This is a genomic window from Shewanella maritima, assembly GCF_043643735.1.
Lineage (GTDB): Bacteria > Pseudomonadota > Gammaproteobacteria > Enterobacterales > Shewanellaceae > Shewanella > Shewanella maritima_A.
This window is the reverse complement of the sequence record NZ_JBHZSM010000005.1, coordinates 91712-116992: the sequence shown is the minus strand read 5'-3', so window position 1 is coordinate 116992 and position 25281 is coordinate 91712. Positions and strand designations below refer to the sequence as shown.

Sequence of the window (25281 nt, the reverse complement as noted above, 5' to 3'; positions counted from 1 at the left end):
AATACTAAGCGGTTTTGTTGAATATTCACAGCCATCAACTGACAATCATCAGTGGGCTATTATTAGTTTAATTGGGGTACCACAGTTTTGTTCAGCCAATTTTTAAGCATCGTCGACTCATACTCAAATGGACGAGGGTTTGAACGTCGAACACTATTCATGAAAGTCATATCGACTAGCTTCTCACTACCCGCTACGACGACTTGATCATTTTCAAGTACCTGATATGTAAACGTCATACGCGGTGGATATAAGTCTTTAATAATACGTAAGTCACCAGCAGTTGCGCCAAAGGTTGGACGCATGTCGCCGGCTAAATCAACATTAGTGACCTGCATGACCAATTTTTGCTCGGGTTTAAGGGTTTTCTCAGCTTCCTTATTCAAGTTTTTTGTCAAAGTATCAAATAAGCGAACTTCGAAACGCGACTGACGTTCATTTGAAGTTTTAATATCTCGGTAACTGCTTGGATCTTGCCATTCAATTTTCACCATGCCATCTTCAGTGATAGGATGTTCATCTTTCGCTTCATCTGCAAAGCTAGTATGGCAAACCAATGCCCCAAGCATTATTAGCATTCTTAATTTCATAATCAGCTCCTCTCTCTTCGAGCAAGTCATCTTAATAGGGTAAATTCAATCACTCAAAATGACGTTGTTTTACATTTGATGGCATAACTATACAAAAATTAACCTGTACACTCCCTTAACACTTGTCCGTTAATTTCCTTCTTCATACGTTTATTCAGTCAGAACAAAGCAGATGTTTTTTTGAACACTTTGTTCAGTTTACGTTCAACATGTCGATGATAGTATTTGCCTCAACGTCAACAGACACGAATTATTCACCACATTTTTAGCACGTTTAATGGACTCAACGTCGCCAATAATATTTAAAGACTTTGGAGCCAACTATGAAAAACATGACTAACACAACTCAGTTACCTACATTTAAACAACTTACCCTAACCATGAGTTTATTTGCCGCAGCATTTATTGCGCTACCCAGTCAGGCTGAAGGATTAACAGAAGCCCAAATCGACCAAGCAGTCACCAAACATTGGGATATTTTGGCCGAGCAGCAGCAACAAGCTGAAAATAAACTAGAGCAGCAGCAAGAAGATCAATTTGAACTTGCGTTAGCTAAAGCAGAACAAGGTTTCGTAGCTGATATCTGTGAGCAGCATGATATGAAATATGACGCCGACAGCCATATCTGCATCGAGTAATTGAGACTGGATAGCTACCTTTAGCATGGTTAAACAGCTCAGAAGCTAAAAGTGGGTCAAGCTTACCTTATACATATTTCTAAAAGCAGCCCGCACTTAGACACTAAGTGCGGGCTGTTTATTTTACTCTCGCTTTGATATTAAATACTCATCGTCACTAAAATGGAAATGCCGCGGCTAACTGCGGATAGGCTTTACGTAAAAACTTAGGCTTATTATTAAACTTTTTACCAGCAGGACTATGTGTACCTGCTGGTACAAACGGTAATTCATCCCCAGTTCTATCCTCAAAAATTTGGCCAGCAATCAAGTCAAAATCTTCAATAAACGGGTAAGGGTAATCATCTTTTAATGGCCACTGTTCAAGTTTAGCTAAATTATCTGGATTAACTATCACATCCTCATAAACATCTTGCCCTAGTGACAATAAAAAGCATTGAAACTCAGTAAACATATGTTCAGAGTCGCAACCTGTAATGACATAAGCCGCGCCCCACACGGACCATAAATAACTGCGGCGCAATTGTTGACCCAGCATTTTATCAAACGCGGTTAACTCTTCATCATTTAAGGTTTGTAGCTGTGCACTTAATCTAGCAATACACTCTTGCGATGATTGTTGTGCAGATCCCCGAGTCACTATTTGCCAAAACTGCTCTTCAGTCATGATGTAATCTTACCCAAATAAAAATGAATGAGGTATTCTACAGCAAAACTATCTATTGAGACGATTTGGAACTGCTCTATGTCCACAACAATGCCTGTAAGAATGTCTTTCATCTTTGTGCTATATACTGTGCTTGCTATCATTACTTTATGGCGAACAGCGACATTCAGCGCATATGACCTGTTAAGTATCGCAGTATTTCCTGTCATCATAGGACTTTGGATAAAAGCACAGTGGGCACGTGTCGTTTGGTTTATGTTTATCATTATCCAATCGATTGGCCTCATCGCTATGTCAGTTGTCGCACTGATTGCATACCAGATAACGCCAGAAGATGTGAAACTGACTTTTATGGGCATCAATATTCCAGTGATTCCCTTTGGCTTCACCTTGCTGGCATTAATTATTTTTCAATGGTGGGTAGCGCTGTCAGCAGTTGCTAAAAAGTACTTACAAACCGAACAACTCCAATAAAACCAGCCAACCAAGTGAATAAACAGCAATAAACTACGAGCAACGTCAACAAATAAGTTAAGCATAAAAACATAAGGGGTTCTGCCCCATAATAAGCAAACATTGAGATTGAGAGTATGAATCAACTTTCGCCAGAAGAATTGTCAATATTACTGATTGAACCTTCAGAAACACAACGTAAGATCATAAGATCATTGCTAAATAAAGAAGGCGTCACTCAAATTAAAACCGCTGCTAACTTAGCACAAGCCACTGAGTCCATTACCCGCTACAAGCCCGACCTTATAGCCAGCGCGTTGCACTTTGATGACGGTGAAGCAACAGAGCTTTTGCATTACATTAAAAGTGACCCGCAATTGCAAGATATTCAATTTATGTTGGTATCCAGTGAATGCCGCCGAGAAAATCTTGAAGTGTTTCGTCAATCAGGTGTGGTCGCTATTTTACCTAAACCTTTTGATGCACATCACTTAGCCACTGCATTGAACTCAACGATCGATCTTATCTCCCATGAAGAGCTCGACTTAACCCACTTTGATGTTCAAAACCTACGTGTTCTCGTGGTAGATGACTCTCGTATGGCACGTAATGTCATCAAGCGTACCATTGGTAATTTAGGCATAGTGAATATTACAGAGGCAACCGATGGTCAAGAAGCCATAGATCAAATGCAGCAGCAAATGTTTGACTTAGTCATTACCGATTACAACATGCCCAGTGTTGATGGGTTAGCGCTCACTCAGTTTATCCGCAATGAAAGCACCCAATCGCATGTGCCAATCTTAATGGTGTCGTCAGAAGCCAATGATACCCATTTGAGTAATGTATCCAGTGCTGGCGTCAACGCACTGTGCGATAAACCATTTGAGCCTAAATTAGTGAAACAAATTCTGTATCAACTGCTTGAAGAGTAAACAGGTTTTACGCCACATTTTTTAATAAAATAACCTGAAAAAGTCTCGAGAAGCCTTTATTTATCGCATAAAAGGCTTTTCAACCCTACAGGCTTGTGGCATGTTAACTAAGTTTTAACAAAACGTGTCTATGGAAAGCAGAGATTATTACAATGAACAAAAGTGAACTAATTGCAAAAATGGCTGAAAATGCCGATTTAACAAAAGCTGAAGCGGGTCGCGCTCTTAAATCTTTTGAAGAAGCAGTAACTGAAGCGATGAAAAACGGTGACAAGATTTCAATCGTTGGTTTCGGTTCATTCGAGACAAGCCAACGCGCTGCTCGTACTGGTCGTAACCCACAAACCGGTAAAGAAATTCAAATTCCTGCAGCAACTGTACCGAAATTCAAAGCAGGCAAAACACTTAAAGATAGTGTTAACTAAACCTAGCTTCTTTAAAAAAAAACCTCCCAAAGTGGAGGTTTTTTTATGTCTTCCGCGCAAATATGACTTATGCCCTCCAATCAAATTCCTGCTCAATCTTTGCACAACTTAAGTGCAGCAACGCCTCATTAAGTAGCAAAAACTAATATTGCTACAACAGTACATTATATAACCTACTGATTTTATGGATTTTTTAAAATTGGCACAGGTTTCGCTCATTCAATAACAAAACACAAGCCTAACTGAGTGGTCTGCACCACAAATGTTAGCTACATAAATCTTAAGGGGATGAGCATGAAAAAAACCACAACTTATACTGCGCTATTAATCAGTACTTTACTTGCTAGTGCCAGTGCATCAGCTGAAGTAACAGGCAACATTGGTGCAACGTCTGATTACCTATGGCGCGGTGTATCTCAAACAGGCGGCGCTGCGGTTCAAGGTGGTATTGATTACAGCCACGAGTCTGGTTTCTATGTTGGCTCATGGGCATCAAATGTTGATTTTGGTGATGGTACATCTTATGAGCTGGATATTTATGCAGGTTTTGGTGGCAATATCACAGAAGATCTTTCATATGATATTAATTACCTCTATTACGCTTATCCTGATTCGCCAGGCAGCGTAGACTTCGGTGAGGTCACTGTAGGGTTAGCTTGGAAGTGGTTTGATGCTTCATACTCTTACACAGTGAATGGTGGCGATGATATCGCTGAGTCACCACTAGATTCTAAAGACATGATGTATGCCCAGGTAAACTTTAGCTATCCGTTAACTGAGAAACTGTCATTGGGTCTGCACTATGGCTACTCTGAGGGTGATGTTATCCAAAGCTGGTATGGCACAGAGGATTACTCTGAATATAATGCCACACTAAGTTCAGATACTGATATTGGCACAGTATCTTTTATGGTATCTAAAACTGACCTCGATGATGATGATGCTAAATTAGTCTTAGGTTACTCATACGGCTTCACTTTATAAGCTGTTTGCTAACAAAAACCTATCATTGATGTTCAAATACGCCACCATTAACAGGGTGGCGTATTCATTTTTCCACCATCAAAATCTTTTGCGACCTTCTAGCAACAACCAAGTTTAGTGCTATGCTGAAAGTGTAAGTCCGGTTCATATCAACACTAATTGATGAGGTTTGTTATGGCTAATCTTGCTGATCGTGTGCCCAATGATGCTGAGATTGATGCAATGGCAACGCCGCGTAACCAAAAAGCGGCCAAAGCATTAGAACATAAACGTGAAGTTAGGCGAAAAATTGATGATTATCTGGCTGATGTACAGCTACGTAAGGATATTGGAGAAGATGACTTCTTTTAAATTAACAGGACGTACCCAATAAAAAACCACCTCATAAAGGTGGTTTTTTTATATCGATTAACAGCGATTAAGCTTGTTCTGAATCTGCTTTTATCTGGCGCTGCTTGATAAAGTATTCTCGAGTGAGAGCGAATACCATTGGGCTTAATAATGCCAGCGCGATTAAGTTAGGAATCGCCATCATAGCATTAAGCGTATCAGCTAATAACCAGATAAATTCTAACGAGCTGACCGCACCAATCGGCACCACAATTGTCCAAATTAATCTAAATGGTTTTATGGCTTTCTCACCGAATAAGTACTGCACACATTTCTCACTGTAAAAGCTCCAACCTAATATGGTGGTAAATGCAAAAACAGCTAATGCAATAGCAACAATATAATTACCTAAAGGAATAGCATGTGCAAACGCCTGCGAAGTAAGTGCTGCACCCGTTTCACCTGAAGTCCACGCACCAGATACCACAATCGCTAAACCCGTAATAGAACAGACAATGATGGTATCAATAAAGGTACCTAACATAGCCACTAAGCCTTGCTTAACTGGCTCATTTGTTTTCGCTGCAGCATGTGCAATCGGCGCACTACCTAAACCCGCTTCATTTGAAAATACACCTCGAGCGACACCAAAGCGAATCGCAGCCCAAACTGCAGCTCCTGCGAATCCACCTTGTGCAGCTACGGGGTTGAATGCCGAATGAATAATTAAGCTAATTGCATCTGGAATTCTATCAGCGTAAACCACCAGCACAGCTAACCCTGCAGTGATATAAAATACCGTCATTAGTGGAACTAACTTACCGGCAACTTCAGCAATGCGCTTAATGCCGCCCATGAGAACGGCACCCACAAGTACCATTAACACTAAGCCAGTTACCCAGTTTGGTACACCAAAATTGGCACTCATGGCATCAGCTACTGAATTGGTTTGCACTGTGTTACCAATACCAAACCCAGCAAAGGCACCAAAAAAGGCAAAAGCAGTACCTAACCAAGCCCATTTACTGCTCAGGCCATTTTTAATGTAATACATTGGGCCACCAATGTGATTACCTGAGCTATCTGTCTCTCGAAATTTTACGGCTAATACGGCTTCTGAAAACTTGGTAGCCATACCTACGAGTGCCGTACACCACATCCAAAATAATGCACCTGGCCCACCTAAAAATATCGCAGTGGCAACACCAGCAATATTACCGGTACCAATGGTGGCTGACAGGGAGGTCATTAATGCATTAAATGGACTGACATCGCCTTTGCCGTCACTTTGACGGCCACTCCATAATAATTTAAACCCTCGACCAAGTTTCAAAATGGGCATCAATTTAAGACCAATAGAGAGGTATAAACCCACACCCAAAATCATGACAAGCATAGGTACACCCCACACTACGCCATTGATCGTATTAACTATATCTGTAACCACTTCCATGCAAAACCTCTTTACGCTTGCTTGTTAGCATGCTTGTTATCGTTTTAATTGTTATTTGCTGTACTAGAGTATTTAAAATGCTCTGTAAAATGACTCAGCCAAAGGGTTAAGTCATTTTCCTTAAAATGCAGTACATTCAGTAAAGCAGCAATTTTTTAGATTACCTCGATTAAACTAAATTTAGCAACAAGCAAAACCATAGTTATGCTTAAAAAACAGCAATCCAAGCTAACTCAGTCTGTTATCAGCTAAATAATGTTTCCAATACAGTACAAACAGTAAGTTATTTGCCAAACTTATATCGGAGAAAGCCACAAAAAAAGCACTGCTAATGCAGTGCTTTTTCTAATCAGTCTTATTGCTCAACAATGACTTTTAAGTTATCTAATCCTTGCTGTAAGTCATCACCAATCATAGCTTCAAAATCCATGAACAAGAACATAATATTCATTGGATAATTCATATGGCCGCTAAACCCCCAATCAACTTGGGTTTGTTGCCCTGAAATAGCTGTTGTTTGCATATACGCAGGGGAAGTAGATTCAAATGGGCTGATAAACCGCAGTTGATACTCAATGCGTTGTCCATCAACAACGGATAAAATTTCTTGTTCACCCACCCCCACATCAGGGTGTTCACTTGCCCAAGCAGATATAAAGCCCGGGGTACCATCAACGCCGGTAAAACTTTTCTCCATCTGAGGGTCAATTTGCGCCCACTTGCTGTATTCGTTTTGATTCTTCAACAGCTTTACATAAGCAAACACTTCAGGGAGTGGCTTTTCTATGACCACACTTCTCACAACTGAGTAATCTTTTTGGACAAATAAGGCCACAATAAATGGCGAGGCAAAAAGCATGATGAAGAAGATAAGTAACTTTTTAAACATAATTATTATTCTCTATTAGACAGTTACGCTGAATGGTTAAGTATACCCAGTTCAACAATAGCCACAATAACGACTAACAAATAGTTTACATTATACTTTTACGACCCGTTAAGGCTTGTAGTGCTTCACAATAGGATCTGTATTTAACTGGCTTGGTAGCGAATTATCTTTCGTGGAAAACATCGCTTGTAACTTGGTACAGCAGTTAGCACAAAGGCACTTATCAGCTTTAATGTTATGTTCAGGGTTAGCTTGCAGATAGGCGTTCAGTGCTTGTGTAATATCGCCACCTCGCTCAAGGCACCAGCATTGCTCAATCGATTCTCCTCGAACCATGGCACACCCATTTTCATGCAAACAAATAGGACATAACGCGGCTGAACTGGACATGGTGGTGAGCTCACAATAAAGAAAATAGCTTAATTCGATAATAGCACCTTAACCAAATGCAAGTGTAAAGAATCCACCTTCTGAAGAAGGTGGCTTTCATTCTGCCCCCTAAAAGGGGGCGTTTCAGTTATTTTGTAGCCTCAGTAGCATCTATGAGTAATGATATTTAAAGCCGTTGAAAACATGGATGTTTTCGTCGAGCCCACAGGGATGTGCTTGCTGCGTGCTTTAAATATCATTGCATAGCTGAATCAACCTCAAGCTGGCATGCCATACAAACAAAGATACAGGCAAACCCTAATTGATGATAACCACCTACTGAAGTTGGTGGTTTAGGGCTGAAAACAAAAAAGCCTAGCAGAGCTAGGCTTTAGTTTTTCAGTCACAACCGGCTATTTAGGACGCACACCTAAGGTATGACAAATCGCATAAGTTAATTCTGCACGGTTTAGTGTATAGAAATGAAAGTCTTTCACTCCTTCACGAGCGAGTACTTTCACCATATCAATTGCTACATTTGCCCCTACTAGCTGACGCGTACTGGCATCATCATCGAGGCCATCAAACTGCTTATGAAGCCATGAAGGAATAGCCACATTGGTCATATCAGCAAAGCGTTTGGTTTGTTTAAAGTTAGTGACAGGTAAAATGCCAGGAACAATTTCAACATCAATGCCGGCAGCAACGCAGCGATCACGAAAACGTAAATAAGACTCAACATCGAAAAAGAACTGGGTAATAGCACGATTAGCACCCGCATCAATTTTACGCTTTAGGTGAATTAAATCAGCTTGGGCATTTTTGGCATCGGGATGCACTTCTGGATAAGCTGCCACCGAGATGTCAAAGTCAGCCACGGAGCGCAACAGGCTAACCAAATCATTAGCAAAACGTGTTGGCTTAGGGCTGCCATCAGGTAAATCACCACGCAATGCCACAATATCTTTAATACCTGAATTCCAATAATGCTTGGCTAATTCAACCAGCTCTTCATCACTCGCATCAACTAAGGTTAGATGCGGCGCAGCCACAAGGTTAGTCTCTTGTTGAATACGCTCAATCACACTATGAGTACGGTCGCGTACACCTGAATTGGCCCCATAAGTCACAGACACAAATTTAGGGTTTAGCGGCTCAAGACGACGAATCGAGTTCCAAAGGATTTTCTCCATTTCTGGTGTTGAAGGTGGAAAGAATTCAAATGAAACATTGATATCACTTAACTCGGTCAAACTTTGGTTAAGAGATTGTGCATGTTGTGCATGATGAAAAGCCATATTCAAATTCCTTCAACTTCAAAATGAGAAAGACATCGGTCACAGTCGCAGTTAAGCATAAGTAAAACACATACATATTTAGCCGTTTGGACGTCTATATGTCTACATACTAGATTATCCAACAATGAAGTCAAGCCATAAAGTCGATAAAACACGGCTTTTGATGATGAATTATAGTCAACAACGCATTTTTAATAATTTATATAACAAAAAAGGCTCCGAAGAGCCTTTAAATATTGTGCATGACTTAGTTGTTACTCTTGCAAGAGATCTTTACAAATATGCACTAAATCAGATTGTACAGCCGCAGCCGTCACTTCCCGCCCTGCACCAGGGCCGCGAATAATCAGTGGATTACCTTGATAGAAAGCACTGCGGATAACAAAGACGTTATCACCTGGTGTTAAGTTGGCATATGGATGGTGATTATCAACCCATTGCAAACCAACCTCAGCTACTAATTCACCATCCACTTTATCTAAAGACGCGACATAGCGCAGCACCTTATCCTGCTCCGCAGCTGTTGTGAATTGACGCGATAAATCCGCATCAAGCTCCCCGATCCGAGCTAAAAACTCATCAAGTGGCACATCGGCCAGTTCTTGAGGCACTAAGGAATTCAATTTAATGTCATCTAATTCAATAGAGAAGCCAATTTCGCGTGCTAAAATCAATAGCTTACGCTGCATATCTCGACCGGAAAGATCGTCTCTTGGGTCTGGCTCAGTGATCCCTAACCCTTTGGCTTCAATCACCAATTCCGAGAAAGGTTTTACATCATCAAAATGCTCAAACAACCAACACAAAGTTCCTGAGAAAATACCGCCAACAGCCTCAATGGTATCACCACTGTTATGCAAATCATTTAATGCATGTTGAATAGGTAAACCCGCACCACAGCTTGCATTGTAGCGCCAGAATAAACGGCGGTTACTTAACTGCTGCTTTAATTCTTGATAAAAAGGTAATGGCCCAGAGCCTGCTAACTTATTAGCGCTAACAACATGAATACCGCGGGTAAATAACTCTGGGTACTGCAAGGTTAGTGAAGCACTTGCACTAATATCAAGCGCCACTATTTCATCACAGCCTAATGCTTCAATTTGTGTAAACAAAGAAGCATAGTCCCACTCATCAGAGTGTTGCTCAAACTGTTGTTGCCAATTATCTAACTCAATACCTTCACTGGTCACTAAGGCTTTTTTAGAGCTCACTAAGCCAACAAGTTCGACAGAGGCTTCTAACTCACGGTTTAATCCAAGACTTGAACGCTTAAATAGATCAATCCATGCTTCACCAATATTACCGACACCTAACAACAACACGCCAATACGCATTCTTGGCCCAGCACAGCGGCGATGTACTTTTTGGGTGAGTAAGTTGATTTGCGACTGTGGCACTAAGGTCACTAGACTTAACCCATCTTCAAAAATAGGTTTAGCTTCACGACTTAATAAACGTGCAAAACTGCGACGGAACAACTTAGCATCGGCGCTAACTAATGCAACTAAGCCAAAATCACAGTGATGCTCAAGATGCTTTATGCCCAGTGTATCAGCATGCGCTTGCAATAATGCTTGAACTAACGCTATGTTCTCAACAGTAAATGCCAGTTCCACTTTATTATTTGCATATTGCCAATGTGCCAACGGCAGAAGTTCTTTATCTTCCAACAGGTTCAACAGCTGCGGTACAGGGGCTGTTTGGCTAAAACTAAACAATGCCACTTTAGCTAAGTTGGTTACCACAGGCGCGCTGGCTGATGAACTTTGTGGTGCAATTAAGGTGAAATCTGTATGAGAAGCATAACTGGAACGAACCGCTAAGCTCACTTCAGTATTAAACAGTGGCTGTAATGTACGGCAATGCAGTACTGGAGAACCAAGGTGTGCAAGGCGATCAGCTTCTGCTAAAGAAAGGCTATTGAGTAACTTGGCATCATTGATTTTATTCGGATCGGCATTAAATACGCCTTCAACATCTGTCCAAATGGTCACTCGGCCAATATCAGCTAAACTCGCAATCAATGTGGCACTGTAATCTGAGCCATTACGCCCAAGTAACAAGGTATCACCCTGATCGTTGGCACAAATAAAACCTGTAATGACCAAACGCTCATTTGGGTGCTTGGCGAGTAATGCCTGCACCTTGTCGCGTGATGCTTGAAGTCGAATATTGGGTACAGCTTGCTCGTCTGCTAATAAAATTGAACAAGCGTCTACGTGCGATGCAGCAACCCCTGATTCACGTAACAAAGCAGCCATCAGCTTAGCCGACCAACGTTCACCAAAACTGACAACTTGGTTTAATTGATATGAAGTCAGCGTATCAAGTGATAGTAGTGCGATTAATTGCGATTTGTCGGTTGATAAACGCTCGCGCAAATTACGGGCTTGTTCATTAGAAAGCAGTTGCTCAATCAGCTTTTGCTGGAAGCTAATTAAGACTTGGAGTTCTTCTTGCCAAAACTGGCCATCCTCACGCAGTTGCAGCAGCTTGTATAAAAAGTTTGTGGTTTTACCTGCCGCCGACACCACGACTAAGTCATCACTATGACCGTGAGTTAGCAAAATATGGGCGACACGGCGATAGCAATCAGCATCTGCTAGACTTGAACCACCAAACTTATGTAAATGACCACGCGCCATTTTTGACTCCTATCAGCACAGGATGATGCTCCACCACCCTATGTAAACTTGCTACAACTAACTACGACAAGCTGCTACAGCAGCTAAACCAGCCTGAATATCTGCGACCAAGTCGACACTATCTTCTATCCCTACAGATAATCTCAATAATGTGTCTTTAACACCAGCCTCTAACCTTGCTTTTGGATCCATTGCTCTATGTGTCATAGTGGCTGGAACGGCCACTAAACTTTCCACACCGCCTAAACTTTCAGCAACACTGAACAATTTAAGCGCATCTAAAAATGCCACAACTTCAGCCTCACCACCTTCAAGCTCGAAACTTAACATAGCGCCAAAGCCTTTTTGTTGTTTGGCTGCAATTTCGTGACCTGGATGATCTTTTAAGCCTGGATAATAGACTTTAGCAACACAATCACTGGCTGTTAGCACTTCTACAATTTGCTGCGCATTCGCTTGATGCTCACGAATTCGTACCGCTAAGGTGCGTAATCCGCGCAATGCAAGATAACTGTCAAAGGCAGAACCCGTTAGCCCCAGAGTATTTGACCACCAATGTAGTAGCTCACCAACCTCTGCATCTTTGGCGACAACAGCACCACCCACTACATCACTGTGACCATTGATATATTTGGTCGTTGAGTGGATCACAATATCGGCACCCAGCTCAAGTGGTTGCTGCAAAATGGGGGAAAGGAATGTGTTATCAACCACCACCAGAGCTCCCACCTCATGACTGGCTTTTGCGATAGCAGCAATATCAACTACGCGTACCAAAGGGTTGGAAGGCGTTTCTAACCACACCATTTTAGGCTTATCAGCAATGGCTTTTGCTAACGCTTGCTCATCTGTTTGATCAACAACTTGTAATTTAAACTGCCCTTTTGCCGCAAGGTTGGTAAACAGACGATAAGATCCGCCGTAGCAATCGTGAGGTACAATCAAAAGGTCATCAGGGCCTAACAGGCTAGTGACCAAAGTAATCGCTGCCATACCTGTACATGTCACGACGCCCGTTGCGCCTTTTTCTAAATTGGCAATGGCTTCGCCCAACACGCAACGCGTTGGATTACCTGAGCGACTATAATCGAATTCTCTTGGAGTCTGATGACCATCAAATGAGTAATTGGTAGACAAATAAATCGGCGGCACGATGGCGCCATACTGTGTATCACTTTCAATACCTTGTCTCACTGCCAAAGTTGCACTTTGAAGGGCAGAGTCAAGCTGAGGTTTAGCCATAATTCACTCCTGAAGAATACACATAGAGATGTCTAGATGGCTAAATTTACCTAACCTTAAGAGATCAGTCAACCATTATCAGCCGTTTAGACGTCTAAACATCAAGAATTCTATTTGCATTGAGCACATATTCACTGCAATAATTTGACACTAGGTTGTAAGGGGTTAAAATCTGCACCGAATTATAAGTAAAGGGTGAGTTAATGACTGAGTGGAATGGCGAATATATCAGCCCATACGCTGAACACGGTAAAAAGAATGAACAAGTAAAAAAAATTACTGTTTCTATCCCATTGAAGGTTCTTAAAGTACTGACAGATGAGCGTACTCGACGCCAAGTGAATAACTTGCGCCATGCAACCAACAGTGAACTACTGTGTGAAGCATTCTTGCATGCATACACAGGCCAGCCTTTACCCAATGATGGCGATTTATCAAAAGAGCTGCCTGACAGTATCCCTCAAGAAGCCAAAGAGCTGATGGATAAGATGGGCATTGAGTGGGAAGAGCTAGAATAAATCTTTTGGTGTCACCCACCATTAGCCCCACTTAATGTAAAATAGTGCTTCAATCGCCTAAGCGTGGTTGGAGCATTTTTATAGATGATGAAAAATTTTCGCGGCGTAAATTTCCAACCACATTGATGCAATGCCCCTAAACAACGCGACTCTACCTTGTACCTAATGCGTTTCCTTAACTAGGTGATATAACACCATGATTGACCCAATGACGTTTTTATTGGCTTCAGTAATTATCTTTGCTGGCGCGTTAACCCAAAGCCTTATTGGTTTCGGTCTTGCCGTGGTGGCCAGCCCACTGCTATATATTGTTGATCCCGCTTTGGTGCCAGTGCCAGTTATTGTTATGGGGTTTTCAATTTCATTACTCAATCTATTGCGTGATCGTGGCCAACTGGAGTTTCATGGTCTTCAATATGCTCTAATTGGGCGAGTGCCAGGTGGTTTTTTAGGGGCTGGATTATTGTTGTTTGCACCTCAGGCAGTATTAGGCCTAATCATTGCTGGCATTGTGTTTCTTGCTATTTTACTGAGCATTTACCGTATCCAAGCACCAGTCAATAAAATCTCATTGTTTATCGCCGGAATAGTGTCTGGCATATTCGGTAACATTGCCGCTATTGGTGGCCCACCATTAGCGATCTTACTTGCGGGGAAAGATCCTGCCAAATTCCGCGCCGCGCTTTCCGCTTTTTTTGTATTTAGCTCGCTCATCGCTTTAGCGATTTTATTTAGTCTGGGTTTAGTCGAAATAGCACAGCTGCAAATCTCAATAATGCTACTACCAGCAGTGGTACTCGGTTATAAAGTGGCGGGCAAGTGGGTTCATACCATTGATAAAGACATCACCCGTAAACTGACATTCATTCTCTGTGGCACGAGCGCTAGCATACTGGCGTTAAAGTCAATATGGGTATTAGTGAGTTAACCCAAAAGAAAAAGCTGTCATATACATTTGTCATGTTTTTGATTTTAAGCAAGCACTTGAACCATAAGGCCATATGACGTTGTGAGATCTATCATGCTTATCAACGCACTATTTGACAGTAAACTTAGGATACACCTACACTAACTTATCACATGACTATTAGGCTACCACTTGAATATCAATGACTTAGAACTATTTATTGCAGTAGCAAAATTAGGTAGTTTCTCGAAAGCAGCAGACTCATTTGATACTCGCAGAGCACTGGTCAGTAGACGGATTGGTGAACTGGAAAAACAGCTGGGTGCTCCTTTGTTTATCCGTACAACTCGAGCCATGTCGCTCACACCCAGTGGTGAACAGTTTTTAGAACAAGTTGAGCCCCTTGTGGATCAGCTTCTTAATGCTGCACGTCTGGTGGAAAATCAACAATCACAATTGCAAGGTAAACTGCGAATCGGCTTATTACCTTTTATGGATAAGTTGCTCGACAAACATATTACCGAGTTTATGCGCAAGCACCCGCAAGTGAAGCTAGAAATATTCATGGTGTCAGGCGGTTATCGCGAACTCACTCGATTGGGGTTGGATTTTGTCATTGATGTGGGTGAACTTGAAGACAGCAGCTTCGTTGCTAAAAAGCTCACGTCATTTAAGTTAAAGTTATTTGCAACCCCAGAATACCTTGCACAACATCCTCCTATTGAACACGTGGAAGACCTAGCCAATCACTCGATGCTTTCATCTAGCGGTAGCACCCTGCAAAACCATATCCTAGTGGATGAGCATCCTATCGCTATTGACTACAGCCTAGTCACGAATGACTTTAATTCGTTATTTAGCTTTTGCTTAGCGGGTGCCGGGGTTGCATTTTTACCGTTCAGTATCGTGAGTGACTATGTCGATAAGGGAGCGCTGGTCAACATACTTCCAGAGATAGAGTCACAGCCACTGGATTCTTACTTGGTCTACCCAAGTCGGCAGCATATGACGTCTGCAGCCAAAATATTTGCCAATAATATTATCGATGTAGCTCAACAGTTTGATAGCACTAAATCGAATTCATTTATCATCGATTAACCCCTCTTAACTACCGTAAACTCGGCACACAAATACAAAAAAGGCATAGTGATAATCACTATGCCTTACAATGTGTACAAAACTAAGAATGTAAATATAAGGTGGGCAATGGTGCGTTACACCATTAACCCTAAATGATAAATGGGTAACGACTAAAACTTGTAATCAAGCGTTAAATAGACCTGTTGGCTATCATTAATTTGGATGCCATTTTTGTCATAGTCTTGATCAAGGTAGCGATAACCTAGGTCTGATGAGAAATTCTCATTCCACTTGTACTGCATACCAACTTGACCACCCCAAACAAAGTCTGCCGAAGCTTTACCAGCCACTTTGTTGTCATTGGCACCTGCTGTCACACCTACAAATAAGTTGACGTCTTTATGAACTGGAATAAGGTAGTCATAGCTAGCTAACCAGCTGTATTGCTCTTGCTTATACTCGGTGCCACCTTGAGTAAACTTATCTTCCATGTAGCTGAAAGTACCTGTGATACGGTGCTGCTGTTCGATAATCATACCGATGCGGCCTTGCCATGCTGCGCCTTCCGTATCCTTACGTAAATCACCTTTTATTGTATCCATTTGATAACCAGCGCCAACACCAGCAAAGAATTCAATATCAGCAGCATTAGCGACTGAAGTTGTACCTAATACCATTCCTGCTAATGCTAATGATTTAAATAATTTTGCTTTCATAATTTTCACCTTACGTAAATTTTCAATGAGTGAGTGTTTAACGAGGTCAATATTAGTTCAAACCATTGCGGTTATTAACCGCCTGAACCGACTCTCTTTGTCTCCAAAATAGAGACAAAGGTAAAAGCATTAATTTGATACATTTTCCCAAAGTTCCTAACCCAAACATGTAACATTTTAAATAACAGAAAATAATCATTAAACAATAGCGGGTAACACCAGCAACGAGATTAACCAAAATGAAATGAGCTAATTGCTTTAAAAACCAATTGTCTCATTTTACAAGACAATTAAACCCAAAATGGTGGCTTTATGAGCACTAGCCAATGCACTTAAAATGCCCCCGCAAACTAAGGGGATGCACATGAAAATGCCAAAGAAACAGATCACGCTAGTGGCCGTCGGACTACTTTCACTGACAGCTTGTAACAACCAAACAAATGTAGACATTAAGCCATCACAACCTATTGCTGTGATTAATATCGACCATATTAATCAACAGCAGAGCTTACGTTTTTCTGGCGTAATCGAGTCTCAGCAGCAGGCAAGTTTGGCTTTTCGAGTACCAGGCACCTTAAACGAAATTCTGTTTAATCAAGGTGAACACGTAAAAGCTGGGCAAGTGATTGCGAGGTTAGACCCACATGATTTTCAAGTAAGAGTAAACGAGCTTGAAGCCCGCTTAGTAGAAGCAAAAGCAAGTTATCAACAAGCACAAAATGAGCTAGCTAGAACATTATCAGCCAATAAAGACAAAGCCATTGCCGATGTGAATGTCGAACGCGCACAAACCAGTGTCGAACGAGCAGAAGCTGCGGTTAATATTGTGTCGCTGAATTTACAACAAGCACAAGATTCATTAGCTTACACCGAGTTAACCGCGCCATTTAACGGTGTTATTGGTAAGCGCAATTTTGATAACTTTGAGCAAGTTTCACCTGGCATCAGCTTTGTGATCATGCACCAACCTGATTCAATTCAAGCAGTTATTGATGTGTCAGAAGCCCAGTTACGTGATGTTTACCGCGGTCAACAAGCCACGATAAGCAGCTCAGACACTGAGCAAACAGTACTAGGTAATATCACCGAGATCACCACCATTGCCGACCCGATTAAACGCACCTATAGCGCGACGATTACCATTAAGCCGCCACATACAAACTTTTACCCAGGCAAGGTTGTCAATGCGCGCATCCAACCTGCACAACAATCGGCAAAAACCTACTGCGTTCCTTCAACGGCCATCTTCAGCATTGATAAGCAAATCCATGTTTCTAAAGTTGAATCGGCCAAAGTAAAGGTTATGCCAGTTTCCTTGGTCAGTGCGGGGATGAACTCAAGCTGCATCCAAGGGGAATTCACCGGAGAAGAAACCATCATTATTGCTGGCGCTTCATTCTTAACTGATGGAGCTGACGCAACCAATATTGTTGATTTAGGAAGATAAAAAATGAATTTAGCTGAATTTGCGATTAGACAACGTGTGTTCGTTATTTTCTTCTTTGTATTAGCGGCGATTGCAGGTATCTACTCATACTTCGATCTAGGTAAACTTGAAGACCCATCTTTTACTGTGAAAACAGCGGTGGTTGTGACGCTATACCCAGGTGCATCGGCCAGTGAAGTTGAGCAGTTGGTTACCGATCCTGTTGAGACCAAGTTGCAAGAAATGGCCTCACTTAAAACGCTACGCTCATTGTCAAAGCCTGGTGTATCAATGATTTTTGTTGATTTAGTCAGCGAGCTGCCTAGTGATGCGTTACCACAAGAGTGGGACTTACTCAGAAGAAAGGTAGGTGATATTAAACTGTTATTACCACCCGAAGCGCAAATCAGTATTGTGCAAGATGAGTTTTCTGAAGTGTATGGCATGTTATTCGCGATCCACAGCACCGATGCACAGCCACATCAATTAAAAGATTACTCAAAAGAATTACAGCGTCGCTTAAAAAGCGTATCTGGCATTAAAAAAATTGAACTGCATGGTGTACAAAATCGTGTCGTGCATATTGATATCAGCGACGAACGCATCGCAGAGTCAGGCTTATCAGCTGCGCAAGTGATTAGTCAGCTAAACAGTCAAAATGTTCCACTCGATGCCGGCAGCTTCGAAATGGGTATTGAGCGCTTAAGAGTGGCGCAAACCGGTGCATTTAATGACATTGATGACATCAAAAACTTGATGATCAAATCTGGCGTTGGCCCACTTTCAACTGGGTTAATCAAGTTAGGCGACATCAGCAATATTTACTATGACTATCAAAAACCGGCACTGACACAAAGTCGCTATAATAGCGAGCCAGCTATCACCCTAGCCGTTAGCCCTGTAAATGGGATTAATGTGGTATCTTTGGGCGATCAGCTCACGCAGATCATTGACGACTATCAAGCCCAATTACCTGTAGGCGTAACGATTAGCACCATCGCATTTCAGCCTGAAGAAGTGCACGACTCCATCACTACCTTTATCAACAACCTACTCGAAAGTATTGCGATTGTAGTCGTGGTACTGATGATATTTATGGGCTGGAAGAGTGCACTGATTGTAGGGAGTAGCTTATTACTGACTATCCTTGCTACGCTGATTTTCATGAATGTATTTAACATTGATTTACAGCGCGTATCAGTAGGCTCATTTATTCTGGCACTGGGTATGCTGGTAGATAACGCCATTGTGATCACCGATATGTTTGCCTCAAAGCTCAAACAAGGTAAGGCGCGTTTAGCTGCAGCAACAGAAAGTATCAGTGAAACGGCGATACCATTATTAGGTGCAACATTAATTGCCATTATGGGTGCAAGCCCAGTGATTTTCTCAACCACGGATGCATCTGAGTTTGCTATTTCAGTTGTGCAAATTCTAGCGAGTTCAATGATGCTCTCTTGGGTCATTGCCATGACCTTCACACCATTAATGTGTTGGTTGTTTGTCAAAGTCAAACCACAGACCGAAGACGCAAAACCAAATAAATTAACTCAAAAGTTTACCCATATCATTAAGTGGACTATCAGCAATCCGAAACGCTCTATTGCATCGGCAGCGTTAGCAGTCGCATTAACTGTACTCATTGCGCCAATGGTAAAAGTAAACTTTATCCCGACATCTGACAGGGAAATGGTCTTTCTTGATTACTGGTTACCCAGTGGCAGCCAGATAGAGCAAGTCTCTGCAGACATGAAAGACATCGAACAATGGTTACTTGCGCGTCCTGAAGTTGACAGTATTGCCAGCTACATCGGTGCAAGTGCACCACGATTCTCGGTAACGGTTGAACCTGAGCCGTTGGACAGCAGTTATGGCCAAATTCTTATCAATACTCATGATTACGACAGCATAACGACGTTAGTAAGTGACGGTAATGCATGGTTATCAGAAAACTTCCCGCAAGCACAACCACGCTTTCGCGACTTAAAACTGGCAACTAAAGATAAGTTCAGTATCGAAGTAAGATACTCAGGGCCAGATCCTGAAGTGCTACATGAGTTATCAAGTCAAACGCAAGAGATATTGGATCAACATCCACATACTCGATATGTACGTGACGACTGGCGCCAAGAAAGTAAAGTGTTAGTGCCGATAATCAACCAAGAAAAAGCTCGCTTGGCTGGTGTTAATCGTACCGATATTTCACTGGCGATTAAGCGCGCCACAGACGGCTTTACCATAGGTCAGTTACGTCAAAACGACACATTAATGCCGATTATTATGCGCTCTCCAAATGCCAGTATTGATGACATGGGTGACATTCCTGTGCGCTCAATGCTAGGCATGCACAGTGTACCTTTATCCCACGTTATCGACGGCTTTGAAATTCAAGGTGAGCAAAGCATGTTATGGCGTAGAGATAGAGTACCGACCTTAACCGTTCAAGCAGGTGTTCATGGTGACACGATTGGTAACGTACGCAATCAGGTCAGTGAGCAGATTGAAGCCATTGCACTTCCACCAGGCTATAGCATGCATTGGGGCGGCGAGTATGCCGATGAAAAAGAAGCCATTGACGACATTTTGCTGCAAACACCTAAAGCCTTTTTGATCATGGTAATCATTTTGGTGGCCTTATTTGGTTCGTTTAAACAACCGCTGATTATTTTAACCACAGTGCCATTAGCAGCCATTGGCGTGTGTTGGTCACTACTGTTGTTTGATAAACCATTTGGTTTCATGGCCTTGGTTGGTGCTATCGCACTGTCTGGCATGATCATCAAAAACGGTATCGTATTAGCAGACCAAATTGAACTGGAGCGTAAAAACGGTAAGTCACTGGATGATGCCATCCTCGATGCCACCTTAAATCGTACGATGGCCATTACCATGGGTGCGTTAACCACAGCATTGGGCATGATCCCGCTATTAAGCGATCTGCTATTCGACCAAATGGCAGCCACCATTATTGGCGGTCTTATGGTGGCAACAGCCTTAACCTTATTATTGATGCCAGCGCTTTATAAAGTCTGGTTCAGCAATTCAGCTTCAATTTCATCTCAGGAGTATGTGAATGAAAAAGCGTAACTTAACCCTTGCTATCGCATTGCTTTTGGCTGGTTGTAGTGTCACCCCAGATTATGAAGTTGAACAAACAATTGGTATGGATCAGATTTACCTTAACCAAGCGGATACCGTGACTTCCTCTGAAGAAAACACGGATCATTGGTGGAAAGGTTTTAACGATCCCCAACTGAACCAGTTAATTGAACAAGTTCAGCAGCAAAACTTAACCATTAGTATTGCTGCCCAACGAATCCAAGCGGCCAAAGCCTATGAACAAGCCGTATCCTCTTTTAACATCCCGACAATTTCATTAGGGGCTGGCGGTTTTTCATATGGCATCTCTGAGAAAGACCCACTATTAGGTGGCATTGTCTCAGGCATAGACAACCCACTTAACGGGCAAACTATCGATTTAGTTGACAGAGATCAGTATGGCTTTATGGTCGGTGCAAACATCAGTTGGGAGATGGACATTTTTGGTAAATTAGATGCTCTTAGCCAAGCTGCCAGCATTCGACTTGAACAAGCTGAGATTATGCAGCAAGGCATGGTGACCTTAATTACTACGGATCTCATTCATAACTACATTCAATACCGTGGCGCGCAAGAAAGGCTCAACATTGCCAAGCAAAATATAGACGAACAGCATCAAACATTAGACATGGTCAAAAGCCTAGTTAATTCAGGCTATGGTTCTGATTTAGACTTAGCCAAAGCCAAAGCGGCTTTAGCGGGCGTTAGAGCCTCACAAACCGTGTTTGAAACTGCTGAGAAAGTGCATTTATATCGTATTGCTACGCTGCTAGGACAACACCCAAGTAGCTTAGAAGGTAAGTTTGAAGATGCACCTTTGCCAACAGTTACCGGAAAAATCCCTGTTGGTTTACCGTCTGACTTGTTAAAGCGAAGAACCGATATTGCATTTGCTGAACGTGAGATGGCAGCAGTCAACCAAGAACTCGGTGCCAGTATCGCAGCTAAGTATCCTAGCTTTTACATCACGGCATCACCGGCAACCTTAGCGAAAAATGCCGATGACTTATTTAGCTCTGGCTCGAGCAGTTGGTTAGGTGTGGCTGGTGTAACTTGGAATGTGTTTGATGGTGGTCGCAGTGATGCCATGGTTGAATTACAAGAATCTCGCTTCAAACAAGCTGGCCTGAGATATCAACAAACCGTGAATGACGCATTCAATGAAGTGGAAACCACCTTGATGACGTATGGCAACAGCATGATGTTCCACGAGCAACTCGCTGAAGCTGCCGAACAATCACAAATGGCGGTAACCAAAGCCAAAAGCTTATATCAAGCTGGTTTAATTGATTATTTACAAGTGCTGGATGCACAAAGGCAAGATAATCAAGTCAAAGATGCCATGGTATTAGCCAAGTTAAACGTGGCTAATAACCTGTTATTGGTCAACAAATCGCTAGGCGGTGACTGGCAAGTCGAGAATCAACCGAACGGTGCTAATGTTGACAATGCTAATGCTGAAAATGCAGGAGCTGAAAACGCTGACGTAAATAGTGCTGCAGCAAGCAAGGTGGCAGAGTAAGTTACTTGCTCATACCATTTTAGCTAAGCAACATTAGATAATGAACTTAAGTTGATAAAGTCAGCCCTTGTGAATGTCACAGGGGCTTTTTCTTAACTGAAGCTTCTCAGTTGCGATTAGCACATAACTCAAAGCGATAACAGCTAAAAAAATACATCAATACTTTCTGTAAAAACAGGACTATAACGCCCTGCAATTGAATAACCGCACCCGACAATTATGCAGTAAAGAATCCACCTTCTGAAGAAGGTGGCTTTCATTCAGCCCCCTAAAAGGGGGGCGTTTCAGTTATTTTTAGCCTCAGTAGCATCTATGAGTAATGATATTTAAAGCCGTTGAAAACATGGATGTTTTCGTCGAGCCATCTTTTAAAACAAAGAGGGGATGTGCTTGCTGCGTGCTTTAAATATCATTGCATAGCTGAATCAACCTCAAGCTGGCATGCCATACAAACAAAGATACAGGCAAACCCTAATTGATGATAACCACCTACTGAAGTAGGTGGTTTAGGGCTGAAAATAAAAAACCGGCTGGGCCGGCTTTCTAGTCTCAATTATGAATTTGAAGTTTTATCATCCTTCAAACCAATACTGTCTAGCCAGTACTCAAAATTAACCATGTTACCCGGCAGCACAATACGACTATCAGACTTACTTAAGCCATCTAGCTGTTTCATGTATTGCTCACCTAATTGCATTCTTAGCGCGCTTTGACCACCCTCAGCAGAAATGACTACGGCCAGTTTTTCAATCGACTCAGCCGTGGCTTTTGCAAGGGTTAAAATCTCTTCCGCTTTACCTTCAGCTTCATTAATACGGCGCTGCATTTCACCTTCTGATAAGTTAATGGTTTCTGCCATTACACCTTCAGAGCGGTTAATTTTAGATTGCTTATCACCTTCACTTTTCGCTAATAATGCACGGCGCTCTCGCTCTGCATTCACCTGCATTTCCATCGCATTTTTAACGGTTTCAGGTGGGGTAATATTTTTAATTTCATAACGGTGTACGCGAATACCCCACATAGCACCGGCTTCATCGAGCACTTCAACAACCTTGGCAGAAATAATGTCACGCTCTTCGAAAGTACGGTCTAAATCCAATGTACCAATCACTGAACGTGTGGTAGTTTGTGCCAGTTGAATCGCTGCGTAACGGTAATCAGTAATACCGTAGCTAGCTTTTACGGGGTCAGTCACTGAAATATAAATCACACCATCCACTTCAACATTCACTTCATCGCTTGAGAAACACTCTTGCGGTGGCACATCAATGGTTTCTTCTTTTAAGTCATGAATGTAAGCCACTTTATCAATAAATGGCACTAAGGCATGAAAACCCGCATCGAGGGTTGAATGGTATTTACCTAAACGCTCAACAATATAAGCAGATTTAGTCGGCACTAAACGAATTGACTGGAATAGCTTCACCACAAAAATGGCAAAAATAGCCCCCCAAATCACCATCACAATCATGTCGGTATCAATTCCATTGATATTAATCATTAGCGTGCTCCTTTTGCTTTACCAGCAACTGTGTTTGTCACTTGTTCCATCCCCTCGAAGAAGCCTTCAAGCTTTGCCATTTCGGCGGGAACCACAGAGACTTGTGCTTCAGATAAGATATGACCCACCTGCTCAATAAACTGCTCCTTAAGCAGCATGTTCATGGCGTCATTGCCGCCTTTTGTCGCCAATGACTGACAGATTAATTCCATGCCTTGTGCCTTAGCATTGGCAATGATGGATATCTCTTTACCCGTACCGACAGCCTCATTAATCCGCTTTTGTTTTTGACCTTCTGATAAGTTAATCGCTTCTTGGCGTTCACCTTCAGACATATTGATCATGGCTGCTTTTTCAGCATTGGCTAAGGTAATTTCTGCGCGCTTTTGACGCTCAGCTTCCATTTGTTTCTCAAGCGTGTGAATAACATGGCGTGAAGGCGTAATGTTTTTAATCTCATAACGCAGTACTTTGATCCCCCAAGGATCTGAGGCTTTATCAATTTCACGCACAATGGATTCATTCAAGCTGTCTCGTTCTGAAAAGGTTTGCGATAAGGTTAATTTACCAATCTCAGAGCGCATGGTCGTTTGTGCTAAATTCACTGCCGCGCGTCGGTAATCTTCAATACCATAACTCGCTAGCTTGCCATCCATCACTTTAAGATAAACGAGGCCATCCACTTCTAACTGTGTATTGTCTTTTGAGATACAGCTTTGTGGTGGCACATCTAGTACTTCTTCACGTGTATCATGGCGATAAGCCACGCGATCAACAAAGGGGATTAAAAAATGAAACCCGGGTTTTAAGACTTTCTTAAACTTACCTAGGCGCTCAATGACATTCACTTCACGCATTGGCACAATGAGCATGAGTTTGAATAAAATAAACGCGATAAACAAAAATCCGATGGTAAAAACGAACATATTATTTCCTTATATTCAGCCGTAATTTAATCTTGTTTGGGTGTAACTGGCTCCACCACGAAACCAATATTGTCGCGGCAAATAATCCTCACCTGAATCCCTTTATCGATGACGGAACCGTCACCTAACGCGACCCAATCTGAGCCTAAACAACTAATTCTTCCTGTTTTATTTCCTGGTCCAATTTGGTCTTTCACTATGGCAACTTGATTGTATAAATCTAATTCTTCGTCAGTATTATCTACATGTGAATCGCCACCAATAAGACGTTGTGTCACATGTCTAAAGCTAAGTAGCAGCACTATCGACACGATAAACCACAAGGTCATACTCTGCGCAAGCCCTTCCACTATACCGAGCCCTAACGCTGCTGCGACTATGACACACGCCGCACCGAGCAAAATCACTATCCCACCTGGCAGGATAATTTCTGATAGCATCAGGAGTACCCCGATGGTGAACCACACAACAGTTGGGTTTGATAAATCCATCTCAACTCCTTGAATATGGCCTAATAGAAATAGTTAATGAAGGCAGCTAACTATAAAAATGTTGGTTAACTCTACTCCAAAGATAAGCCCATGAATATATTTAAAAAAGCTAACCTACCATTCAATAACGTTACAGCATAATTGTACGACGTCACTGCGAGACATAATATG

At 42.1% G+C, this 25281-nt stretch carries 24 protein-coding genes; 12 read left to right on the top strand and 12 right to left on the bottom strand.

The genetic code is table 11. The features are described 5' to 3' along the window. Positions 1-62: 62 nt before the first annotated feature. Positions 63-590 carry a DUF3016 domain-containing protein gene (locus tag ACHUGF_RS07870; protein WP_394130246.1) on the bottom strand — a complete coding sequence of 176 codons (528 nt, stop codon included), beginning with the start codon at positions 588-590 and terminating at the stop codon, positions 63-65. A 323-nt stretch (positions 591-913) separates the two neighbouring features. Between ACHUGF_RS07870 and ACHUGF_RS07865 the strand changes: the two genes are divergently transcribed. Beyond that, positions 914-1228, top strand: coding sequence for a hypothetical protein (locus ACHUGF_RS07865; RefSeq protein WP_394130245.1), 315 nt, complete (start codon positions 914-916; stop codon positions 1226-1228). Between the two features lie 157 nt (positions 1229-1385). Here the strand turns inward: ACHUGF_RS07865 and ACHUGF_RS07860 are convergent, their stop codons facing one another. Then, entirely contained in the window at positions 1386-1895 is a 510-nt protein-coding gene (locus ACHUGF_RS07860) for a DUF4240 domain-containing protein (RefSeq protein WP_394130244.1), read from the bottom strand. Positions 1896-1973: 78 nt separating this feature from the next. Between ACHUGF_RS07860 and ACHUGF_RS07855 the strand changes: the two genes are divergently transcribed. From ACHUGF_RS07855 to ACHUGF_RS07835, 5 genes are all read left to right on the top strand, one after another. Then, positions 1974-2369: a hypothetical protein gene (locus tag ACHUGF_RS07855; protein WP_394130243.1), complete on the top strand. Its 396-nt coding sequence runs from the start codon at positions 1974-1976 to the stop codon at positions 2367-2369. A 116-nt stretch (positions 2370-2485) separates the two neighbouring features. After that, positions 2486-3283, top strand: coding sequence for a response regulator (locus ACHUGF_RS07850; protein ID WP_394130242.1), 798 nt, complete (start codon positions 2486-2488; stop codon positions 3281-3283). 152 nt (positions 3284-3435) lie between these two features. Then, a complete protein-coding gene (locus ACHUGF_RS07845; protein ID WP_394130241.1) occupies positions 3436-3708 on the top strand; it encodes an HU family DNA-binding protein in 273 nt (90 codons plus the stop codon). A gap of 294 nt (positions 3709-4002) precedes the next feature. Further along, a complete protein-coding gene (locus ACHUGF_RS07840) occupies positions 4003-4692 on the top strand; it encodes a TorF family putative porin (RefSeq protein WP_394130240.1) in 690 nt (229 codons plus the stop codon). A 174-nt stretch (positions 4693-4866) separates the two neighbouring features. Next, positions 4867-5043, top strand: coding sequence for a PA3496 family putative envelope integrity protein (locus ACHUGF_RS07835; protein WP_394130239.1), 177 nt, complete (start codon positions 4867-4869; stop codon positions 5041-5043). 67 nt (positions 5044-5110) lie between these two features. Here ACHUGF_RS07835 and ACHUGF_RS07830 read toward each other — a convergent pair whose 3' ends face one another. The 6 genes from ACHUGF_RS07830 to metB form a co-directional block, all read right to left on the bottom strand. Beyond that, the gene (locus ACHUGF_RS07830) at positions 5111-6475 is read right to left on the bottom strand and encodes an alanine/glycine:cation symporter family protein (protein ID WP_394130238.1); all 1365 of its coding nucleotides are present in this window, start codon (positions 6473-6475) and stop codon (positions 5111-5113) included. Between the two features lie 355 nt (positions 6476-6830). Continuing rightward, positions 6831-7364 carry an SRPBCC family protein gene (locus ACHUGF_RS07825; RefSeq protein ID WP_394130237.1) on the bottom strand — a complete coding sequence of 178 codons (534 nt, stop codon included), beginning with the start codon at positions 7362-7364 and terminating at the stop codon, positions 6831-6833. A gap of 108 nt (positions 7365-7472) precedes the next feature. Further along, positions 7473-7754 (bottom strand): cysteine-rich CWC family protein, encoded by a 282-nt coding sequence (locus tag ACHUGF_RS07820; protein ID WP_394130236.1) that lies wholly within the window; start codon positions 7752-7754, stop codon positions 7473-7475. Positions 7755-8146: 392 nt separating this feature from the next. Next, the gene (metF, locus tag ACHUGF_RS07815; protein WP_394130235.1) at positions 8147-9031 is read right to left on the bottom strand and encodes a methylenetetrahydrofolate reductase; all 885 of its coding nucleotides are present in this window, start codon (positions 9029-9031) and stop codon (positions 8147-8149) included. Between the two features lie 254 nt (positions 9032-9285). Continuing rightward, positions 9286-11679, bottom strand: a complete 2394-nt coding sequence (locus tag ACHUGF_RS07810; RefSeq protein ID WP_394130234.1) for a bifunctional aspartate kinase/homoserine dehydrogenase II — start codon at positions 11677-11679, stop codon at positions 9286-9288. Positions 11680-11736: 57 nt separating this feature from the next. Next, positions 11737-12921, bottom strand: coding sequence for a cystathionine gamma-synthase (gene metB, locus ACHUGF_RS07805; protein ID WP_394130233.1), 1185 nt, complete (start codon positions 12919-12921; stop codon positions 11737-11739). A 203-nt stretch (positions 12922-13124) separates the two neighbouring features. Between metB and metJ the strand changes: the two genes are divergently transcribed. The 3 genes from metJ to ACHUGF_RS07790 all read left to right on the top strand — a co-directional run bounded on the left by metJ (position 13125) and on the right by ACHUGF_RS07790 (position 15444). Continuing rightward, entirely contained in the window at positions 13125-13439 is a 315-nt protein-coding gene (metJ, locus tag ACHUGF_RS07800; protein WP_394130232.1) for a met regulon transcriptional regulator MetJ, read from the top strand. Positions 13440-13635: 196 nt separating this feature from the next. After that, positions 13636-14367: a TSUP family transporter gene (locus tag ACHUGF_RS07795; RefSeq protein ID WP_394130231.1), complete on the top strand. Its 732-nt coding sequence runs from the start codon at positions 13636-13638 to the stop codon at positions 14365-14367. A 171-nt stretch (positions 14368-14538) separates the two neighbouring features. Continuing rightward, on the top strand, positions 14539-15444 hold the full coding sequence (locus ACHUGF_RS07790) for a LysR family transcriptional regulator (protein WP_394130230.1): 906 nt from the start codon (positions 14539-14541) through the stop codon (positions 15442-15444). Between the two features lie 152 nt (positions 15445-15596). Here ACHUGF_RS07790 and ACHUGF_RS07785 read toward each other — a convergent pair whose 3' ends face one another. Further along, on the bottom strand, positions 15597-16142 hold the full coding sequence (locus tag ACHUGF_RS07785; protein WP_394130229.1) for an outer membrane beta-barrel protein: 546 nt from the start codon (positions 16140-16142) through the stop codon (positions 15597-15599). A gap of 364 nt (positions 16143-16506) precedes the next feature. Here ACHUGF_RS07785 and ACHUGF_RS07780 point away from each other — a divergent pair, with 364 nt between their 5' ends. From ACHUGF_RS07780 to ACHUGF_RS07770, 3 genes are read left to right on the top strand one after another with little or no spacing between them, the layout of a single operon-like run. Next, complete coding sequence (locus ACHUGF_RS07780) at positions 16507-17589, top strand: efflux RND transporter periplasmic adaptor subunit (RefSeq protein WP_394130228.1); 1083 nt, start codon at positions 16507-16509, stop codon at positions 17587-17589. Positions 17590-17592: 3 nt separating this feature from the next. Further along, on the top strand, positions 17593-20655 hold the full coding sequence (locus ACHUGF_RS07775; RefSeq protein ID WP_394130227.1) for an efflux RND transporter permease subunit: 3063 nt from the start codon (positions 17593-17595) through the stop codon (positions 20653-20655). Next, positions 20642-22189, top strand: a complete 1548-nt coding sequence (locus ACHUGF_RS07770) for an efflux transporter outer membrane subunit (RefSeq protein WP_394130226.1) — start codon at positions 20642-20644, stop codon at positions 22187-22189. Before ACHUGF_RS07775 ends, ACHUGF_RS07770 begins: the two co-directional genes overlap by 14 nt. 553 nt (positions 22190-22742) lie before the next feature. Here the strand turns inward: ACHUGF_RS07770 and ACHUGF_RS07765 are convergent. From ACHUGF_RS07765 to ACHUGF_RS07755, 3 genes are read right to left on the bottom strand one after another with little or no spacing between them, the layout of a single operon-like run. Continuing rightward, positions 22743-23690: an SPFH domain-containing protein gene (locus tag ACHUGF_RS07765; protein WP_394130353.1), complete on the bottom strand. Its 948-nt coding sequence runs from the start codon at positions 23688-23690 to the stop codon at positions 22743-22745. A gap of 2 nt (positions 23691-23692) precedes the next feature. After that, positions 23693-24619, bottom strand: coding sequence for an SPFH domain-containing protein (locus tag ACHUGF_RS07760; protein ID WP_394130225.1), 927 nt, complete (start codon positions 24617-24619; stop codon positions 23693-23695). Positions 24620-24645: 26 nt separating this feature from the next. Further along, positions 24646-25110 (bottom strand): NfeD family protein, encoded by a 465-nt coding sequence (locus tag ACHUGF_RS07755; protein ID WP_394130224.1) that lies wholly within the window; start codon positions 25108-25110, stop codon positions 24646-24648. Between the last annotated feature and the right edge of the window lie 171 nt (positions 25111-25281).

Excerpts from the sequence above, each read along its gene's own strand:
- ACHUGF_RS07870 (WP_394130246.1), bottom strand. The coding sequence starts at position 590 with ATGAAATTAAGAATGCTAATAATGCTTGGGGCATTGGTTTGCCATACT.
- ACHUGF_RS07865 (WP_394130245.1), top strand. The coding sequence starts at position 914 with ATGAAAAACATGACTAACACAACTCAGTTACCTACATTTAAACAACTT.
- ACHUGF_RS07860 (WP_394130244.1), bottom strand. The coding sequence starts at position 1,895 with ATGACTGAAGAGCAGTTTTGGCAAATAGTGACTCGGGGATCTGCACAA.
- ACHUGF_RS07855 (WP_394130243.1), top strand. The coding sequence starts at position 1,974 with ATGTCCACAACAATGCCTGTAAGAATGTCTTTCATCTTTGTGCTATAT.
- ACHUGF_RS07850 (WP_394130242.1), top strand. The coding sequence starts at position 2,486 with ATGAATCAACTTTCGCCAGAAGAATTGTCAATATTACTGATTGAACCT.
- ACHUGF_RS07845 (WP_394130241.1), top strand. The coding sequence starts at position 3,436 with ATGAACAAAAGTGAACTAATTGCAAAAATGGCTGAAAATGCCGATTTA.
- ACHUGF_RS07840 (WP_394130240.1), top strand. The coding sequence starts at position 4,003 with ATGAAAAAAACCACAACTTATACTGCGCTATTAATCAGTACTTTACTT.
- ACHUGF_RS07835 (WP_394130239.1), top strand. The coding sequence starts at position 4,867 with ATGGCTAATCTTGCTGATCGTGTGCCCAATGATGCTGAGATTGATGCA.
- ACHUGF_RS07830 (WP_394130238.1), bottom strand. The coding sequence starts at position 6,475 with ATGGAAGTGGTTACAGATATAGTTAATACGATCAATGGCGTAGTGTGG.
- ACHUGF_RS07825 (WP_394130237.1), bottom strand. The coding sequence starts at position 7,364 with ATGTTTAAAAAGTTACTTATCTTCTTCATCATGCTTTTTGCCTCGCCA.
- ACHUGF_RS07820 (WP_394130236.1), bottom strand. The coding sequence starts at position 7,754 with ATGTCCAGTTCAGCCGCGTTATGTCCTATTTGTTTGCATGAAAATGGG.
- metF (WP_394130235.1), bottom strand. The coding sequence starts at position 9,031 with ATGGCTTTTCATCATGCACAACATGCACAATCTCTTAACCAAAGTTTG.
- ACHUGF_RS07810 (WP_394130234.1), bottom strand. The coding sequence starts at position 11,679 with ATGGCGCGTGGTCATTTACATAAGTTTGGTGGTTCAAGTCTAGCAGAT.
- metB (WP_394130233.1), bottom strand. The coding sequence starts at position 12,921 with ATGGCTAAACCTCAGCTTGACTCTGCCCTTCAAAGTGCAACTTTGGCA.
- metJ (WP_394130232.1), top strand. The coding sequence starts at position 13,125 with ATGACTGAGTGGAATGGCGAATATATCAGCCCATACGCTGAACACGGT.
- ACHUGF_RS07795 (WP_394130231.1), top strand. The coding sequence starts at position 13,636 with ATGATTGACCCAATGACGTTTTTATTGGCTTCAGTAATTATCTTTGCT.
- ACHUGF_RS07785 (WP_394130229.1), bottom strand. The coding sequence starts at position 16,142 with ATGAAAGCAAAATTATTTAAATCATTAGCATTAGCAGGAATGGTATTA.
- ACHUGF_RS07780 (WP_394130228.1), top strand. The coding sequence starts at position 16,507 with ATGAAAATGCCAAAGAAACAGATCACGCTAGTGGCCGTCGGACTACTT.
- ACHUGF_RS07775 (WP_394130227.1), top strand. The coding sequence starts at position 17,593 with ATGAATTTAGCTGAATTTGCGATTAGACAACGTGTGTTCGTTATTTTC.
- ACHUGF_RS07770 (WP_394130226.1), top strand. The coding sequence starts at position 20,642 with ATGAAAAAGCGTAACTTAACCCTTGCTATCGCATTGCTTTTGGCTGGT.
- ACHUGF_RS07760 (WP_394130225.1), bottom strand. The coding sequence starts at position 24,619 with ATGTTCGTTTTTACCATCGGATTTTTGTTTATCGCGTTTATTTTATTC.
- ACHUGF_RS07755 (WP_394130224.1), bottom strand. The coding sequence starts at position 25,110 with ATGGATTTATCAAACCCAACTGTTGTGTGGTTCACCATCGGGGTACTC.